The 16,851-nt window shown below is 54.4% G+C and carries 13 protein-coding genes, 7 tRNA genes and 2 pseudogenes; 2 read left to right on the top strand and 20 right to left on the bottom strand.

The annotated features are described in order from the left end of the window. The 3 genes and pseudogenes from holA to leuS all read right to left on the bottom strand — a co-directional run. A pseudogene (gene holA / locus AB7E14_RS08095) lies at positions 1–195 on the bottom strand (DNA polymerase III subunit delta); the annotation flags it as partial. Further along, positions 195–785, bottom strand: coding sequence for an LPS assembly lipoprotein LptE (gene lptE / locus AB7E14_RS08090; protein ID WP_044328083.1), 591 nt, complete (start codon positions 783–785; stop codon positions 195–197). The gene lptE and the pseudogene holA, both read right to left, overlap by 1 nt. Before the next feature lie 14 nt (positions 786–799). Next, positions 800–3,382, bottom strand: coding sequence for a leucine--tRNA ligase (gene leuS / locus AB7E14_RS08085; RefSeq protein ID WP_216081692.1), 2,583 nt, complete (start codon positions 3,380–3,382; stop codon positions 800–802). 234 nt (positions 3,383–3,616) lie between these two features. Here leuS and AB7E14_RS08080 point away from each other — a divergent pair, with 234 nt between their 5' ends. Beyond that, entirely contained in the window at positions 3,617–4,099 is a 483-nt protein-coding gene (locus tag AB7E14_RS08080) for a zinc ribbon-containing protein (protein WP_316961908.1), read from the top strand. A 90-nt stretch (positions 4,100–4,189) separates the two neighbouring features. On the opposite strand, the gene rihA is transcribed toward AB7E14_RS08080, so the two are convergent. The 10 genes and pseudogenes from rihA to miaB form a co-directional block, all read right to left on the bottom strand. Next, complete coding sequence (gene rihA, locus AB7E14_RS08075) at positions 4,190–5,125, bottom strand: pyrimidine-specific ribonucleoside hydrolase RihA (protein ID WP_316961907.1); 936 nt, start codon at positions 5,123–5,125, stop codon at positions 4,190–4,192. A 116-nt stretch (positions 5,126–5,241) separates the two neighbouring features. After that, a complete protein-coding gene (gene gltL / locus AB7E14_RS08070) occupies positions 5,242–5,967 on the bottom strand; it encodes a glutamate/aspartate ABC transporter ATP-binding protein GltL (protein WP_043001415.1) in 726 nt (241 codons plus the stop codon). Next, positions 5,967–6,641, bottom strand: a complete 675-nt coding sequence (gene gltK / locus AB7E14_RS08065) for a glutamate/aspartate ABC transporter permease GltK (protein ID WP_043001414.1) — start codon at positions 6,639–6,641, stop codon at positions 5,967–5,969. The genes gltL and gltK overlap by 1 nt, the downstream gene beginning before the upstream one ends. Further along, positions 6,641–7,381: pseudogene (gene gltJ / locus AB7E14_RS08060) on the bottom strand (glutamate/aspartate ABC transporter permease GltJ). The gene gltK and the pseudogene gltJ overlap by 1 nt, the downstream one beginning before the upstream one ends. Before the next feature lie 163 nt (positions 7,382–7,544). Further along, positions 7,545–8,453 (bottom strand): amino acid ABC transporter substrate-binding protein, encoded by a 909-nt coding sequence (locus AB7E14_RS08055; RefSeq protein ID WP_043001412.1) that lies wholly within the window; start codon positions 8,451–8,453, stop codon positions 7,545–7,547. 379 nt (positions 8,454–8,832) lie between these two features. Next, positions 8,833–10,371, bottom strand: coding sequence for an apolipoprotein N-acyltransferase (gene lnt, locus AB7E14_RS08050; RefSeq protein WP_316961906.1), 1,539 nt, complete (start codon positions 10,369–10,371; stop codon positions 8,833–8,835). 23 nt (positions 10,372–10,394) lie between these two features. Then, positions 10,395–11,273: a CNNM family magnesium/cobalt transport protein CorC gene (gene corC / locus AB7E14_RS08045; protein ID WP_043001410.1), complete on the bottom strand. Its 879-nt coding sequence runs from the start codon at positions 11,271–11,273 to the stop codon at positions 10,395–10,397. A gap of 98 nt (positions 11,274–11,371) precedes the next feature. After that, positions 11,372–11,839 carry an rRNA maturation RNase YbeY gene (ybeY, locus tag AB7E14_RS08040; protein ID WP_043001409.1) on the bottom strand — a complete coding sequence of 156 codons (468 nt, stop codon included), beginning with the start codon at positions 11,837–11,839 and terminating at the stop codon, positions 11,372–11,374. Next, on the bottom strand, positions 11,836–12,885 hold the full coding sequence (locus AB7E14_RS08035) for a PhoH family protein (RefSeq protein ID WP_043001408.1): 1,050 nt from the start codon (positions 12,883–12,885) through the stop codon (positions 11,836–11,838). The genes ybeY and AB7E14_RS08035 overlap by 4 nt, the downstream gene beginning before the upstream one ends. A 209-nt stretch (positions 12,886–13,094) precedes the next feature. Continuing rightward, a complete protein-coding gene (miaB, locus tag AB7E14_RS08030; protein ID WP_043001407.1) occupies positions 13,095–14,519 on the bottom strand; it encodes a tRNA (N6-isopentenyl adenosine(37)-C2)-methylthiotransferase MiaB in 1,425 nt (474 codons plus the stop codon). A gap of 145 nt (positions 14,520–14,664) precedes the next feature. On the opposite strand from miaB, the gene ubiF reads away from it, so the two are divergent. Continuing rightward, positions 14,665–15,840: a 3-demethoxyubiquinol 3-hydroxylase gene (gene ubiF, locus AB7E14_RS08025; protein WP_316961905.1), complete on the top strand. Its 1,176-nt coding sequence runs from the start codon at positions 14,665–14,667 to the stop codon at positions 15,838–15,840. Between the two features lie 95 nt (positions 15,841–15,935). Here the strand turns inward: ubiF and AB7E14_RS08020 are convergent. The 7 genes from AB7E14_RS08020 to AB7E14_RS07990 all read right to left on the bottom strand — a co-directional run bounded on the left by AB7E14_RS08020 (position 15,936) and on the right by AB7E14_RS07990 (position 16,687). Next, positions 15,936–16,010, bottom strand: a tRNA-Gln gene (locus tag AB7E14_RS08020). 84 nt (positions 16,011–16,094) lie between these two features. Then, a tRNA-Gln gene (locus AB7E14_RS08015) sits at positions 16,095–16,169 on the bottom strand. A gap of 47 nt (positions 16,170–16,216) precedes the next feature. Continuing rightward, positions 16,217–16,293, bottom strand: a tRNA-Met gene (locus AB7E14_RS08010). 15 nt (positions 16,294–16,308) lie between these two features. Next, a tRNA-Gln gene (locus tag AB7E14_RS08005) sits at positions 16,309–16,383 on the bottom strand. A gap of 36 nt (positions 16,384–16,419) precedes the next feature. After that, a tRNA-Gln gene (locus AB7E14_RS08000) sits at positions 16,420–16,494 on the bottom strand. Between the two features lie 23 nt (positions 16,495–16,517). Continuing rightward, a tRNA-Leu gene (locus AB7E14_RS07995) sits at positions 16,518–16,602 on the bottom strand. Positions 16,603–16,610: 8 nt separating this feature from the next. After that, positions 16,611–16,687: transfer RNA gene (locus AB7E14_RS07990), tRNA-Met, on the bottom strand. Between the last annotated feature and the right edge of the window lie 164 nt (positions 16,688–16,851).

Below are 16,851 nucleotides of genomic sequence, written 5' to 3'. Positions count from 1 at the left end.
GAACAATGCGTTCCAGTCGGTATTGTTGTCGAGAGTAAACGTGTGGTGTTCGTCGAACCCCTGCGTTGCCGCAACCTGACGGATGACATCCTGGCCTTCCTGCAACAACAATGGGTCGTTTCCAAGGAGCAGATACGCCGCGCGCAACCCTTCAGAGAGTTGCGCGCGGAGTTGTTCAGGGTACAACCGAATCATCAGTTACCCAGCGTGCTGGAGACACGCGTTGAAGAGGAAGCGGAAGCCGCTTCTTTATCGTCAACGGCAACCTCTTCTTGCGATGAGAGACGATCCGCAGCATGTACGCTTGGCAGCTTACGAATTAATTGCTCCGCCGCTCTGTCGTACATTTCTTTGATGATCATATCCTGCTCGTTATCCTTCGCCAGCGCCATCTGTGGGTTGTCGAAGAACGAACGGAATACCCGGACGCTGATAGGATAAATATCGTGACCAGGAATCAATACTGACGCATTAACCGTCATAATCATCTGATATTCCGCTGTCTGCCCATTCTGGAAGACAGATGCGGTATCTTTCGAAATGCTGACCCGACCCAGACGCAGAGACGGTACGTCTTTACGCAGCGTACTCTTATCCAGCAGCTCAACGTCGTTCAGACGCAGTTGGTTACGCACCGCACGGCTTAGCGGACCGTTCGGATCCCCCGTGTCCAGAATCATGGTTTTCATGGTGTCCGGTACCTGCGTGGTATTGCGCAGGTGCCAGCCACATCCGGCGGTGGTTAACACCGCCAGAGATAACAACAATGTTGCCAGATATCGCACGCTTCCTCCCGCGCTTAGCCAACGACCAGATTGAGGAGTTTACCCGGTACGTAAATCACTTTACGCACGGTAACGCCATCAAGATATTTAGCGACCAGATGTTCCTGTCCCGCACGTTCACGAACCTGCTCTTCTGTCGCATTCACCGGAACGGTGATTTTACCGCGCACCTTGCCGTTAACCTGAACCACGACCAGCGTGGAGTCTTCGACCATTGCGGCGTTGTCCGCGACCGGCCACGGCGCGTTGTCGATGTCGCCTTCGCCTTTCAGCGCCTGCCACAGCGTAAAGCAGACGTGTGGGGTGAACGGGTTAAGCATCCGGACTACTGCCAGCAGCGCTTCCTGCATCAGCGCGCGATCCTGCTCGTCATCCTGCGGGGCTTTCGCCAGCTTGTTCATCAGTTCCATCACGGCGGCAATCGCGGTGTTGAAGGTCTGACGGCGGCCGATATCATCGGTCACTTTGGCGATCGTTTTGTGTACATCGCGACGCAGCGCTTTCTGATCTTCTGTCAGCGCGTCAACGTTCAGCGGCGCAACATCGCCACGGGAAGTGTGTTCATACACCAGTTTCCAGACACGTTTCAGGAAGCGGTTAGCGCCTTCCACGCCGGACTCCTGCCATTCCAGCGTCATATCAGCCGGAGAGGCGAACATCATAAAGAGACGCACGGTATCCGCGCCGTAACGCTCAACCATTACCTGCGGGTCGATACCGTTGTTTTTCGACTTGGACATTTTGCTCATGCCGGTATACACCAGCTCATGGCCCGCCGCGTCTTTCGCCTTCACGATACGGCCTTTCTCGTCGCGTTCAACGATCGCATCCACCGGAGAAACCCAGTTACGCTCGCCGTTTTCGCCCACATAGTAGAACGCATCCGCCAGTACCATCCCCTGACACAGCAACTGTTTCGCCGGTTCGTCAGAGTTCACCATGCCGGCATCGCGCATCAGTTTGTGGAAGAAGCGGAAGTAGAGCAGGTGCATGATGGCGTGTTCGATGCCGCCGATATAGATATCAACCGGCAGCCAGTAGTTTGCCGCTTTGGAATCCAGCATCCCTTCCTGATACTGCGGACAGGTGTAGCGCGCATAGTACCAGGATGACTCCATAAAGGTGTCAAAGGTGTCGGTTTCACGCAGCGCAGGCTGACCGTTGACGGTGGTTTTTGCCCATTCAGGATCGGCTTTAATTGGGCTGGTGATACCGTCCATCACGACATCTTCCGGCAGGATCACCGGCAATTGATCTTCCGGCGTTGGCAGCACGGTGCCGTCTTCCAGCGTGACCATCGGGATCGGCGCACCCCAGTAACGCTGACGGGAAACGCCCCAGTCGCGCAGACGGTAGTTGATCTTACGCTCGCCCACGCCTTTGGCGGCCAGCTTATCGGCAATGGCGTTGAAGGCCGCGTCGAAGGCCAGACCGTCAAATTCGCCAGAGTTAAACAGAACGCCTTTATCGGTCATCGCCTGTTCGGAAAGATCCGGCTCTGAACCATCGGCTGCCAGGATAACCGGTTTAATGGTTAAGCCGTATTTGGTGGCAAATTCGTAGTCGCGCTGATCGTGACCCGGTACGGCCATGACCGCGCCGGTGCCGTATTCCATCAGCACAAAGTTAGCCGCCCAGACCGGGATTGCTTCGCCAGTCAGCGGGTGAACCGCCTTAAAGCCGGTATCGACGCCTTTTTTCTCCATGGTCGCCATGTCAGCTTCGGCCACTTTGGTGTTACGGCATTCGTCGATAAAGGCTGCCAGTTCAGGGTTGTTCTCTGCCGCTTTCTGCGCCAGCGGGTGACCAGCGGCAACCGCCAGGTAGGTGGCACCCATAAAGGTGTCCGGGCGGGTGGTGTAAACGGTCAGCGTGTTGTCATAATCGTTCACGTTGAAGGTGATTTCCACGCCTTCAGAACGACCAATCCAGTTGCGCTGCATCGTTTTCACAGTGTCAGGCCAGTGATCCAGTTTATCCAGATCGTTGAGCAGTTCATCGGCATAGGCGGTGATTTTAATAAACCACTGCGGGATCTCTTTACGCTCAACTTTGGTGTCGCAGCGCCAGCAGCAGCCGTCGATAACCTGTTCGTTCGCCAGTACGGTCTGATCGTTCGGGCACCAGTTGACCGCAGAGGTCTTTTTGTAGACCAGACCTTTTTTGTACAGTTCGGTGAAGAATTTCTGCTCCCAGCGATAGTATTCCGGGGTACAGGTCGCCAGCTCGCGGCTCCAGTCATAGCCAAAGCCCAGCATTTTGAGCTGGTTCTTCATGTAGGCGATATTATCGTAGGTCCACGGTGCCGGCGCGGTGTTGTTTTTCACCGCCGCGCCTTCTGCAGGCAGGCCGAATGCGTCCCAGCCGATAGGCTGCAGCACGTTTTTGCCCAGCATGCGCTGATAACGGGCGATCACGTCACCGATGGTGTAGTTACGTACGTGGCCCATGTGTAGTCGACCAGAAGGATAGGGAAGCATAGACAGGCAGTAATACTTCTCTTTGCTCTCGTCTTCGGTAACTTCAAATGTGCGCTTCTCATCCCAGTGAAGCTGTACTTTGGATTCTATCTCTTCCGGGCGGTATTGCTCTTGCATGGCAGCCAGTGGTCCTGTTTTCAATACAGCTACAAACGTAGCTTCGATGTGGTGTTTCAGATCCGCATAGCATAGCCCAAACGCCCGCGTCAAAACAGCCTTTCGCGCATTCAGGTTCGAATTCACGCCACGATAATCCTTGCACGAATTTACACACTCTGTGGACAGTCTTGCAAAGCGTAACCCAAATAACGTCTATTATTATAGACAGTTAACGACCCAGGAGGCGAAACGATGAACAAGGTTGCTCAATACTACCGTGAACTGGTGGCGTCATTAAGTGAACGTCTGCGCAATGGCGAGCGTGATATCGATGCGCTGGTGGAACAGGCGCGGCTGCAGGTTTTGCAGGCCGGGGAGTTAACGCGAACCGAAGTGGACGAACTGACGCGCGCTGTCAGACGTGACCTGGAAGAGTTTGCCATCAGCTACGAAGAGAGTCTGGAAGAGGAGTCCGACAGCGTCTTTATGCGGGTAATCAAAGAGAGCCTGTGGCAGGAACTGGCGGATATCACCGACAAAACGCAGCTCGAATGGCGTGAAGTGTTTCAGGATCTAAGCCATCACGGGGTATATCACAGCGGCGAAGTGGTGGGGCTGGGCAATCTGGTCTGTGAGAAGTGTCATTTTCACTTAGCGGTGTATACGCCGGATGTGTTGCCATTGTGCCCAAAATGCGGACACGACCAGTTCCAGCGTCGTCCGTTTGAACCGTAATCTAGTCTGATGCCGAGGTTGACGCATCTTATCAGGCCTACGGTGACTCATTACGTAGGCCGAATAAGCGTCAGCACCGTCCGGCATTGGTCACGCGTAAAACTGTAGCCGTTCTGCCAGCAGGTCTACAAATCCCTGACGATCGACATCCACCATCACGGTGGCATTCGGTTTATTGCCCGTCAGGAAGTAATAGTCCACCACGGTCATCCCCTGAGTGTATTTCCCCTGTGTTTCCACCCCAACCCAGCGTTCAACGGTGGTAAACAGTTCGGGTTTCAACAGCCAGGCGATGGTGCACGGGTCGTGCAGCGGTGCGCCGGTAAATCCCCATTTCTCATCTTTATGATACTCGAGGAAGAAGTCGAGTAGCTCGGCAACGATCGTGGAAACCGGGTTACCAATGGCGCGGAAGCGTTCGGTATCTTCGACATGAATTTGTGCTTTATGCGTGACGTCCAGACCGGCCATCACCACCGGAATCCCCGACTGGAAGACGATTTCTGCGGCTTCAGGGTCGACATAGATATTGAATTCGGCGGCAGGCGTCCAGTTGCCCAACCCCATCGCGCCGCCCATGATCACGATACGGGCGATTTTGTCACGCAGTTCAGGATGGCTGTTCAGTAACAGTGCGACGTTGGTTTGCGGCCCGGTTGAGACAAGGGTGACCGGTTGTGTGCTCTCGCGCAACGTCTTTGCCATTAGCTCAACGGCGGTGCATGGCTGCGGCGCAAAGGCGGGTTCCGGTAGCGCCGGGCCATCCAGTCCGCTTTCACCGTGGACGTTATCGGCAATGATCAGTTCACGCATCAGGGGCTTGGGCGCGCCGCCCGCCACTGGAATGTCCGTGCGGTTCAGCAGCGTTAACATTCGCAATACGTTGCGTCGCGTTTTATCGGGTGTCTGGTTTCCTGCGGATGAGGTGATGGCTTTAACGTCAAGTTCCGGTGAGGCGAGGGCGAGAACCAGTGCGATCGCGTCATCATGACCCGGGTCGCAATCTATAATTATTGGCAGTGCCATTGTTGCTCCTTATGAATGCTACATTGTGGCAAGGGTAACGCTGGGGTGAAAATGATTCGAGGAGCGAGGCAAGAAAGCGTGAGATGGCGCGCACTCTGACATGCGCGCCGAAAAGATTAATGCAGGATTTTGGCGAGGAAGTCTTTTGCGCGTTCGGATTTCGGGTTAGCGAAGAACTCTTCTTTCGGTGAGTCCTCAACGATTTTTCCTTCGTCCATAAAGATCACCCGATTCGCCACTTTGCGGGCAAAGCCCATTTCATGGGTCACCACCATCATGGTCATCCCTTCGTTGGCCAGTTCAACCATAACGTCCAGTACTTCGTTGATCATCTCTGGATCAAGCGCCGAAGTGGGCTCATCGAACAGCATGGCGATAGGATCCATACACAGCGCGCGGGCAATCGCCACACGCTGCTGCTGGCCGCCGGAAAGCTGCGCTGGATATTTATTGGCATGCGCGGCAAGGCCCACGCGTTCCAGCAACTTCTGCGCTTTTTCACGCGCCGGGGCTTTATCACGCTTAAGCACTTTTACCTGCGCCAGGGTCAGGTTTTCAATAATCGACAGATGCGGGAACAGCTCAAAGTGCTGGAACACCATCCCGACGCGTGAGCGTAACTTCGCCAGATCGGTTTTTTTGTCGTTGACCATGATACCGTTCACGGTGATTTCACCTTTTTGCACCGGCTCCAGGCCGTTAACGGTTTTGATCAGCGTCGACTTTCCGGAACCTGACGGGCCGCAGACGACCACCACTTCGCCTTTTTTCACTTCCGTGGAGCAGTCGGTCAGCACCTGAAAGTGACCATACCATTTAGAAACATTTTTCAGGGTAATCATTAAACTGTCCTTTTCTTCAAATAGCTGACCAACAACGACGCGCTCAGGCTGATAACAAAGTAAACGGCACCGGCAAACAGGATCATTTCGACCTGTGTACCATCACGCTCGCCAATCGTAGACGCAGTGCGGAAGAAATCCGCGAGACTTAAGACGTACACCAGAGACGTATCCTGGAACAGGACGATGCCCTGCGTCAGCAGCAGCGGCACCATCGCGCGAAACGCCTGCGGCAAAATGATGAGCTTCATTGACTGCCAGTGGGTCATCCCCAACGCCAGCGCCGCACTTGACTGTCCGCGGGAAATACTCTGGATGCCCGCACGGATAATTTCGGAGTAATAGGCGGCTTCAAACATCGAAAATGCGACCATCGCCGAAATCAGGCGAATATCGGTTTTCGGCGACAGCCCCAGTACGTCCTGTAATAGCCCCGGCACAATCAGGTAGAACCACAACAGTACCATCACCAGCGGGATGGAGCGGAAGACGTTAACGTACGCTTTAGCAAACCAGGCGACAGGCGCAAAACTGGAAAGGCGCATAACGGCGAGAATAGTGCCCCAGACAATACCGATAATCACCGCGGTGACGGTAATTTTCAGCGTAATGAGCAGCCCATCCAGCAGATAGGGCAGGGAAGGGACAATTGAACTCCAGTCGAATTCGTACATTATTTGCCTCCCAGATTGCCAGGCAGGCGGATTTTACGTTCCACCAGACTCATCACCAGCATGATGAAGGCATTAATCAACACGTACGCCAGGGTAATGGCGGTAAATGACTCCCAGGCATGCGCCGAGTAATCGAGCAGCTTCCCGGCCTGCGCGGCCATATCGACCAGACCGATGGTCGAGGCGATGGCGGAGTTTTTCACCAGGTTCATCATCTCAGAGGTCATTGGCGGGACGATCACCCGATAGGCGTTAGGCAACAACACGTAGCGGTAGGCCTGCGGCAGGGTCAGTCCCATCGCCAGCGCTGCGTTTTATTGACCGCGTGGCAGTGACTGAATGGCGGCACGAACCTGTTCGCAAACGCGCGCGGCGGTAAACAGCCCCAGACAGAGCATGGACGATACGAAGAACTGAATATTGGGATCCAGTTCTGCCTTAAACCACATGCCAAGATCTTCTGGCAGCAGTTCAGGCACCACCAGATACCAGGTGAAGAACTGGACGATCAGCGGTACGTTACGGAACAGTTCTACATACAGGGTGCCGATCCCGGAAAAGAAGCGATTCGGGACGGTGCGTAAAATGCCAAATAAAGAACCGACCAGGAAGGCAATGATCCAGGCGGTGATGGAAAGTGCGACGGTAACCTGGAAACCGCTCCAGAGCCAGCCGAGATAGGTGGTGTTGCCGAATGGGGCCTGTTGTAAAAAGATGCCCCAGTTCCAGTCTATTGACATACATCTACTCCGAAAAAATAAGGGTAGCAGCGCTACCCTCGAAGATTGTTATCCAGCGTACTTCGGTTTTCAGGCCTGATGGGGAACGACCATCAGGCATATAGTCTGTCCGTGCTGCATAGCAATCGAGAGGGCAAGGAGTTCCCGCCCCATTTCGTTCTAGTTAGTTAAGTGCTTTATCATTCGGTTCTTTGAACAGCGCTTGCATTTCGTCCGACAGTTCGAAGTTCATGTTCAGGTTTTTCGGTGGGATCGGATTTTTGAACCACTTATCAAACCATTTCGCGGCTTCGCCTGAAGTCTGCGCCTGGGCGATGGTGTCATCCATCAGCTTTTTGAACTCAGGATCGTTCTTACGCAGCATGCAGCCGTAAGCTTCCTGAGACTGTGGTTTGCCGACGATTTCCCAGTTGTCCGGTTTCTTCGCCTTCGCGCGTTCACCGGCCAGCAGGGCATCATCCATCATAAAGGCAACGGCGCGACCGCTTTCCAGGGTACGGAAAGAGTCACCGTGGTCTTTAGCGCTGATGATACGCATATCCATTTTTTGCTCGTCGTTCAGCTTGTGCAGCAGAATTTCAGAGGTGGTACCTGAGGTGACAACAACCGCTTTGCCTTTCAGGTCCGGGAAGTCTTTAATGTCGCCGCCTTTTTTCGCCAGCAGACGGGTGCCGACGACAAAGATGGTGTCAGAGAAAGCGGCCTGTTTCTGGCGCTCAAGGTTGTTGGTGGTGGACCCGCACTCAAAGTCGAAAGTGCCGTTTTGCAGCAGCGGAATACGGTTCTGCGACGTAATCGGGATCAGTTTCACCTGCAGATCGGGCTTGTTCAGCTTCTTCTTCACGGCTTCAACGATGGCGTTGGAGTAATCTTGAGAATAACCCACCACTTTCTGCTGATTGTCGTAATAAGAGAACGGCACGGAGGATTCACGGTGACCGACGACGATAACGCCGTTTTTGGCGATCTTGTCCAGCGTGCTGCCTGCGGCAGGGGCCGCATCTTCCGCATGTACCAGACCGGCTGACATTCCCATTACCAGCATTGCTGCGGCTAGCTTACGTAATTGCATATCCAACTCCTTATCGTCTGCGCCGTCGACGCAGTGATACCTATTGTGAGTGTCTGTGTTGTTATCACCTGCAACTTAAGCGTGCAGTGTTTTACCTGTTTGTTAACATTTAGTCTGGCTTAATGTAAAGATATTGCTGCGTTATTGTTTATTTTTGCGAAGTGCGCCGCACCGTTTAGAGGCAAAAATCCCTCGTTGCACCGTTTCGGTGCTACTGGTGAACTGCTTTAGTGCGACGACGTTGCGCTGAACGCCAAAAACAGGTTTGCCTTTGTTAACAAAGCAATAGGCGTGCCAGAATGGAAGAAGAGAATGGAGAATGGTAGGCCGGATAAGACGCGTAAGCGCGGTTATCCGGCCTGATGCAGGGAGTAATCGATTATTTACGACGTTGACGCAAACTCATTAACACGGCGGCAAAACCGAACAGCGCGGTCAGGAGCCACAGCGGCCAGTTGCCGGTGCGAGCATATGGCGTTAAGCCCGATGTTGGCGTTACATCGACGGTTAACACCTGGCGCGTAAATTGCGGGATCATCGCCTGAATCTCGCCCTGCGGACCAATCACCGCTGTAATACCGTTGTTAGTACTGCGCAGCAGGGGGCGTGCCAGCTCCAGCGAGCGCATCCGCGCCATCTGGAAATGCTGCCACGGACCAATCGACTTACCAAACCACGCATCGTTGGAGATGGTTAGCAGAAAGTCCGTGTCCGGGCGGAAGTTATCGCGTACCTGTTCACCCAAAATGATCTCGTAGCAAATCGCGGCGGTCAGTGCTAAACCGTGCGCATGCAGTTGCGGCTGAATGTACGGGCCACGGCTGAACGAGGACATCGGCAGGTCAAAGAACGGCGCTAAGGGACGAAGAATGGATTCCAGCGGCACAAACTCACCAAACGGCACCAGATGGTTTTTGTTGTAGCGGTTGGTGGAGTCATAACGGTAAGGATTGTCTTTCCCCAACGTGATGATGGTGTTGTAGGTGTCGTAACGGTTCTGCTTGTTCAGTCGCGCATCGACAATACCGGTAATCAGCGAGCTGTTCTTCGAACGCAACAGGTCATCCAGCATGCCCAGAAAGCGCTGCTGGCTGATTTCCAGATCCGGAATGGCGGATTCCGGCCAGATGATCAGCTGCGATTTCCCCATTTCGGGCTGCGTCGCATCCAGATAGATCTTGAGCGTATTCATCAACTGGCCTTCGTCCCATTTCAACGACTGCGGGATATTGCCCTGAACCAGCGACACGCGGGTTGTTCTTTCCGGCTCCAGGGTGAACCACTGGATATAGCGCAGTGGGAAAGGGAGCGCGAAAAGAACGATGGCGACCACCAGCGGACGCCAGTTACGGCTGACCAGCGAGAGAACCAGCAATCCGCTGACCATCATCAACAGGAAGTTTATGGCTTCGACACCCATTACCGGTGCCAGCCCTTTCAGCGGGCCGTCGATCTGACTGTAGCCGAACTGCAGCCATGGAAATCCGGTCAGCACCCAGCCACGCAGAAATTCCGATAGCTGCCAGACCACCGGCGCAGCAATAGCAACCCGCAGCCAGCTGGTTTTCGGCCACAGACGCGCAAGCACGCCAGCAAACAGTCCGGTATACAGCGAAAGGTATGCCGCGAGCAGCACCACAAGGAAGACGTTCACCGGGCCTGGCATCCCACCAAACTGCGCGATACTGACGTAAACCCAGTTGATACCTGTACCGAAGAGTCCCAGTCCCCAGAAATAGCCGATAGCAGCTGACTGACGCGGGCGACGATTCAGGGTGAGTGCCTGCAAGCCCATCAGCGACACAATCGCAGCGGGCCAGATGTCATAAGGAGAAAAAGCCAGCGTACCGCAGGCACCGAATAATAACGCCAGCAGCAGGCGAATACGCTGGCGTTCAAGTAATGAGGCAAAAGCCATTGAGTTCTTCTTCCCGTTCGGTGTTATTCGTCCAGTTTTGGCTGGGGGGAGTCATCCGGAATTCTGACGTGAACCTGAATAATACGACGGCTGTCGGCCATGGCCACTTTGAACTGGTAACCATCGATATCAATGGTTTCACCCCGTGCGGGCAGGTGACCAAACGCCTGCATCACCAGACCCCCAATGGTATCGACCTCTTCGTCGCTAAAGCTGGTTCCGAAGGCATCATTGAAGTCTTCGATCGGCGCGAGCGCGCGAATGGTCCAGGTATGGCGACTGAGCTGACGGAAGTCGATATCATCTTCTTCGTCGTATTCATCTTCGATTTCACCGACGATCAGTTCGAGGATATCTTCAATGGTGACCAGACCAGAGACACCGCCGAATTCGTCGATGACGATAGCCATATGGTAACGCTGAGAGCGAAACTCTTTGAGCATACGGTCAACGCGTTTGCTCTCCGGGACGACAACGGCCTGGCGTAACACTTTCTCCATGCTGAAGGCTTCGGCATCGCTGCGCATAAACGGCAGCAAGTCCTTGGCCATCAGAATCCCTTCAATGTGATCTTTGTCTTCGCTGATCACCGGAAAACGCGAGTGGGCGGACTCGATGATGACATCGAGGCATTCGTCCAGCGTCTGGTTGCGTTTCAGGGTAATCATCTGGGAGCGGGGAATCATGATGTCGCGAACGCGCTGGTCCGCAATGTCCATCACCCCTTCGAGCATATCGCGCGTATCTTCATCGATAAGGTCGTTCTGCCCGGAATCACGGATCAGCGCCAGCAATTCATCACGGTTTTTCGGTTCACCGTGGAAAAGTTGGCTCAGTAACAGGGAGAAAAATCCCTTCTTGCTGTTTAACGTGTCACTACTGTGTGAATTGTCGTCGCTCATGGCGTCGTATGGGTTCTCTTGTTAGTTAATCTCTTGCTCAATGCGCGCAAACTCAGCGCATGGCATCACCAGAAACCACCGGGCATTCGCCCGGTCGCTTATTCCTTCTCGGCAATGTACGGATCCTCATAGCCCAGAGCAAGCATAATCTCTGTCTCGAGGGATTCCATCTCTTCTGCCTCGTCGTCTTCGATATGATCGTAACCCAGCAAATGCAGGCTGCCGTGGACGACCATGTGCGCCCAGTGGGCATCCAGCGGCTTACCTTGATCCCGGGCTTCCTGTTCAACTACCTGACGGCAGATGATCAAATCACCGAGCAGCGGCATTTCAATCCCTGGCGGCGCTTCAAACGGAAAAGAGAGCACGTTGGTCGGCTTATCTTTCCCACGATAGGTCAGATTGAGGTCGTGGCTTTCGGCCTCGTCCACCAGGCGAATCGTCACTTCTGATTCTTCCTGAAATTGCGGGATAACCGCATTCAACCAGGCCTGAAACTGGCTCTCTTCCGGCAAACCGCTGTTGTTCTCGCACGCCAGTTGCAAATCAAGGATCACCTGACTCATTTCTGTTCCTGTTGTTCCTGAGCTTCACGCTTGCGCTCGGCAGCCAGCTCGGCTTTACGTTTTTGTTCGGCTTCTTCCCAGGCTTCATAGGCGTTAACGATACGGGCTACCACCGGGTGGCGCACGACGTCTTCGCTGTGGAAGAAGTTAAAGCTGATCTCGTCGACCTCTGCCAGCACCTCAACGGCATGGCGCAGACCCGATTTGATGTTGCGCGGCAGGTCAATCTGCGTGACGTCGCCGGTAATCACCGCCTTCGAGTTAAAGCCGATACGGGTCAGGAACATCTTCATCTGTTCGATAGTGGTGTTCTGACTTTCATCAAGAATGATAAAGGCATCGTTCAGTGTACGTCCGCGCATATAGGCCAGCGGAGCCACTTCAATCACGTTGCGCTCAATCAGCTTTTCAACTTTCTCGAAGCCGAGCATTTCGAACAGGGCGTCATACAGCGGGCGCAGATACGGGTCGACCTTCTGGCTCAAATCGCCTGGCAGGAAGCCCAGTTTTTCCCCGGCTTCAACCGCCGGACGGGTCAGCAGAATACGGCGGATCTCCTGGCGCTCAAGGGCATCCACGGCAGCGGCAACGGCGAGGTAGGTTTTCCCTGTACCGGCAGGACCGACGCCGAAGGTGATGTCATGGTCGAGAATGTTGGCGATGTACTGCGCCTGGTTAGGTGTACGCGGTTTAATCACACCACGCTTGGTTTTGATATTGACCGCTTTGCCGTACTCGGGAACGCTCTCAGCGCTCTGCTCAAGCACACGCGCTTCTTTAATCGCAAGGTGGATTTGTTCCGGTTCGATATCCTGCGTCTGGCCGCGCATCGGCGCAGTATCGACATACAGGCTGCGCAGGATATCTGCCGCAGCGGTGACGCAAATCGGGCGACCGGTCAGTTTAAAATGGTTGTCACGGCGGTTAATCTCGATGCCGAGACGGCGTTCCAGCTGTTTGATGTTGTCGTCAAACGGGCCGCAAAGGCTCAGCAGGCGGGCGTTGTCTGCGGGCTCAAGGGTAATTTCGCGAGTGTCTGTGTTCAAACTGTTCCTCTTATGCATAGGGAGCCGGAAGGCGAACATTCACCGGCCTGTCAGGAAATTATTCACGCCACGGGTGAAAGGCGCAAGCACTGGAATAAAGATGGGGGCGCAGAGAGGAAATACAAGAGCCTTATCGGGCCTATGAAGCGTCGTGCTTTGTAGGCCCGATAAGCGCAGCGTTATCGGGCATTTTGACGTTTTCAGCAGAATTAAGGCTGCCAGAACCCGACGCCAATCTCGTTCTCTTTACGGGTTCGCGCAATCACCGATTCCGGGGTTTCTGCAATGCGCAGACCCATTTCGTCTTCGGTACGCACCACTTTCCCGCGCAGTGAGTTGGTCCAGACATCGGTAATTTCCACATCGACAAATTTACCAATCATCTCCGGCGTGCCTTCGAAGTTCACCACGCGGTTATTTTCGGTACGACCAGACAGTTCCATGATGCTCTTACGCGACGTTCCTTCTACCAGAATACGCTGAACGGTGCCGAGCATACGACGGCTCCAGGCCATCGCCTGCTGGTTAATGCGATCCTGAAGAATATACAGACGCTGTTTCTTCTCTTCTTCCGGCACATCATCGACCATATCGGCGGCTGGCGTTCCCGGACGTGCAGAGAAGATGAAGCTGTAGCTCATGTCGAAATTAACGTCAGCAATCAGCTTCATGGTCTGCTCGAAGTCCTGGGTGGTTTCACCCGGGAAGCCGACGATGAAGTCGGAGCTTATCTGAATGTCCGGACGTGCCGCACGCAGCTTGCGAATGATCGCTTTATATTCCAGCGCCGTGTGGGTACGTCCCATCAGATTCAGTACGCGATCCGAACCGCTCTGTACCGGCAGGTGCAGGAAGCTCACCAGTTCCGGCGTGTCGCGATAGACGTCGATAATGTCGTCGGTGAACTCGATTGGATGGCTGGTGGTGAAGCGGATGCGATCGATACCGTCAATGGCGGCAACAAGACGCAGCAGGTCGGCGAACGAACCGGTGGTACCGTCGTAGTTTTGTCCGCGCCAGGCGTTGACGTTCTGGCCAAGCAGATTGACTTCACGGACGCCCTGAGCCGCAAGCTGGGCAATTTCAAACAGAATGTCATCAGACGGACGGCTGACTTCCTCACCGCGGGTGTAAGGCACCACGCAGTAAGTACAATATTTGTTGCAGCCTTCCATAATAGAGACAAACGCGGTCGGACCTTCCGCACGCGGTTCTGGCAGGCGGTCAAACTTCTCGATCTCCGGGAAGCTAATATCAACAACCGGACTACGGTTGCCGCGAACGGAGTTAATCATTTCCGGCAGGCGATGCAGCGTTTGCGGCCCGAAGATAATGTCGACATAGTGCGCGCGTTGGCGGATATGATCGCCTTCCTGAGACGCCACACAACCGCCGACGCCGATGATCAGATCGGGATTTTTCTCTTTCAAGAGCTTCCAGCGGCCCAACTGATGGAAGACTTTTTCCTGAGCCTTCTCGCGGATTGAGCAGGTATTCAGCAGCAGCACATCCGCTTCTTCCGCCACATCGGTCAGTTGATACCCGTGAGTGGCATCCAGCAGATCGGCCATCTTCGATGAATCGTATTCGTTCATCTGACAGCCCCAGGTTTTAATATGGAGTTTTTTGGTCATCGACTTGCTCTTGCGAAATAGTGGCTGAATTGCAGGGCGCATAGTGTAATGCTTTGCTGCCCTGGTGACCAGTATGACCGTTATCAGCCTCAAGGGGTAAAAAATCCTGTAAACTTGTCTTATTCATGCAACAGGATGATTGACCATGACAAATCAACCAACGGAAATTGCCATTGTCGGCGGGGGAATGGTCGGTGGCGCACTGGCGCTGGGACTGGCCCAACACGGCTTCACAGTAACGGTGATTGAACACGCCGCGCCTGCGCCGTTTGTTGCACACAGCCAGCCGGACGTGCGTATTTCGGCGATCAGCGCCGCCTCGGTTTCACTGCTGAAGGGACTCGGCGTCTGGGATGCCGTGCAGGGGATGCGCAGTCATCCCTATCGTCGACTGGAAACCTGGGAGTGGGAAAACGCACATGTGGTGTTTGACGCCAGCGAACTGAAGCTGCCGCTACTTGGGTATATGGTTGAAAACAACGTTTTGCAACAGGCGCTCTGGCAGGCGCTGGAAGCGCATCCGAAAGTGACGCTGCGGGTTCCGGCTTCGCTGATTGCGCTGCATCGCCATAACGAACGTCATGAGCTGGAACTGGCCGGTGGCGAGCGAATCACCGCAAAACTGGTGATTGGCGCGGATGGCGCAAATTCGCAGGTGCGGCAGATGGCCGGCATTGGCATTCACGCCTGGCAGTATGCGCAATCCTGTATGCTGATTACCGTTCAGTGCGAGAATGACCCTGGTGACAGCACCTGGCAGCAGTTTACGCCGGAGGGGCCGCGCGCGTTTCTGCCGCTGTTCGATAACTGGGCATCGCTGGTGTGGTATGACTCACCGGCGCGGATCCGTCAGTTGCAGGGGCTAAGTATGTCGCAGCTTCAGACGGAGATCGCGAAGCATTTCCCGGCGCGTCTGGGACAGGTGATGCCCGTCGCGGCAGGTGCGTTTCCGCTGACGCGCCGTCATGCCCTGCAATATGTGCAGCCGGGGCTGGCGCTGGTTGGTGATGCGGCGCACACCATTCATCCGCTGGCCGGGCAGGGGGTAAACCTGGGCTATCGCGACGTGGATGCGCTGATTGATGTGCTGGTGAATGCCCGCAGTTATGGCGAGTCCTGGGCGAGTCAGCCGGTTCTGAAACGTTACCAGACCCGGCGCATGGCAGATAACTTCATCATGCAAAGCGGGATGGATCTGTTCTACGCCGGATTCAGTAATGATCTGCAGCCGCTGCGGATTATTCGTAACCTTGGACTAATGGCGGCTGAACGCGCTGGCATGTTGAAACGTCAGGCGCTGAAATACGCATTAGGGCTGTAGCGTTGATAAAGGCCTGATGGCGGTACGCTTATCAGGCCTGTTCGTTGGTCACTAGCAGAAAAGCAAAAAGCTCGCCGAAGCGAGCTTTTCTGATGTGGCTGGGGTACGAGGATTCGAACCTCGGAATGCCGGAATCAGAATCCGGTGCCTTACCGCTTGGCGATACCCCAATGGTATGTCGGTTATCTCGCGCCGGACTCAGCCCGGTGCTTTACAGCCTGGAGATATCCAATAGTGCAGTACATCTTGAAATTTGGCTGGGGTACGAGGATTCGAACCTCGGAATGCCGGAATCAGAATCCGGTGCCTTACCGCTTGGCGATACCCCAACAAATTGTTTTTGAACCCGTTTAAAGAAACTAACGTGTTCTGAATATGGTGGCTACGACGGGATTCGAACCTGTGACCCCATCATTATGAGTGATGTGCTCTAACCAACTGAGCTACGTAGCCAGGGTGTTTCTTCGATGGCTGGGGTACCTGGATTCGAACCAGGGAATGCCGGTATCAAAAACCGGTGCCTTACCGCTTGGCGATACCCCAATGACCGTCGCGGTAATCCGCAAACTCGAAGAAAAATGGCTGGGGTACCTGGATTCGAACCAGGGAATGCCGGTATCAAAAACCGGTGCCTTACCGCTTGGCGATACCCCATCCGTGCAACGCTTTTATGGGAATGGTGCGGGAGGCGAGACTTGAACTCGCACACCTTGCGGCGCCAGAACCTAAATCTGGTGCGTCTACCAATTTCGCCACTCCCGCAAAAAAGATGGTGGCTACGACGGGATTCGAACCTGTGACCCCATCATTATGAGTGATGTGCTCTAACCAACTGAGCTACGTAGCCCTCTTTTTTCGCGCTTACCTTATCGGCGTTGCGGGGCGCATTATGCGTATTGAGCCTTGAAGCGTCAACCCCTTTTTCATCGAAATCGCCCGGAATGTGACTGTTTGGTTAGGTTGCGAACAGCGTGGCGCAATATTCGGCAATTATTGGTTATTAATCGCTTT

It is taken from the genome of Citrobacter sp., from assembly GCF_050252275.1.
Classification (GTDB): domain Bacteria; phylum Pseudomonadota; class Gammaproteobacteria; order Enterobacterales; family Enterobacteriaceae; genus Citrobacter_A; species Citrobacter_A amalonaticus.
This window is presented reverse-complemented; position numbering and strand designations above follow the sequence as displayed.

Bases quoted from the DNA above. Each gene is read 5' to 3' on its own strand.
- leuS (WP_216081692.1), bottom strand. From the start codon at position 3,382: ATGCAAGAGCAATACCGCCCGGAAGAGATAGAATCCAAAGTACAGCTT.
- AB7E14_RS08080 (WP_316961908.1), top strand. From the start codon at position 3,617: ATGAACAAGGTTGCTCAATACTACCGTGAACTGGTGGCGTCATTAAGT.
- rihA (WP_316961907.1), bottom strand. From the start codon at position 5,125: ATGGCACTGCCAATAATTATAGATTGCGACCCGGGTCATGATGACGCG.
- gltL (WP_043001415.1), bottom strand. From the start codon at position 5,967: ATGATTACCCTGAAAAATGTTTCTAAATGGTATGGTCACTTTCAGGTG.
- gltK (WP_043001414.1), bottom strand. From the start codon at position 6,641: ATGTACGAATTCGACTGGAGTTCAATTGTCCCTTCCCTGCCCTATCTG.
- AB7E14_RS08055 (WP_043001412.1), bottom strand. From the start codon at position 8,453: ATGCAATTACGTAAGCTAGCCGCAGCAATGCTGGTAATGGGAATGTCA.
- lnt (WP_316961906.1), bottom strand. From the start codon at position 10,371: ATGGCTTTTGCCTCATTACTTGAACGCCAGCGTATTCGCCTGCTGCTG.
- corC (WP_043001410.1), bottom strand. From the start codon at position 11,273: ATGAGCGACGACAATTCACACAGTAGTGACACGTTAAACAGCAAGAAG.
- ybeY (WP_043001409.1), bottom strand. From the start codon at position 11,839: ATGAGTCAGGTGATCCTTGATTTGCAACTGGCGTGCGAGAACAACAGC.
- miaB (WP_043001407.1), bottom strand. From the start codon at position 14,519: ATGACCAAAAAACTCCATATTAAAACCTGGGGCTGTCAGATGAACGAA.
- ubiF (WP_316961905.1), top strand. From the start codon at position 14,665: ATGACAAATCAACCAACGGAAATTGCCATTGTCGGCGGGGGAATGGTC.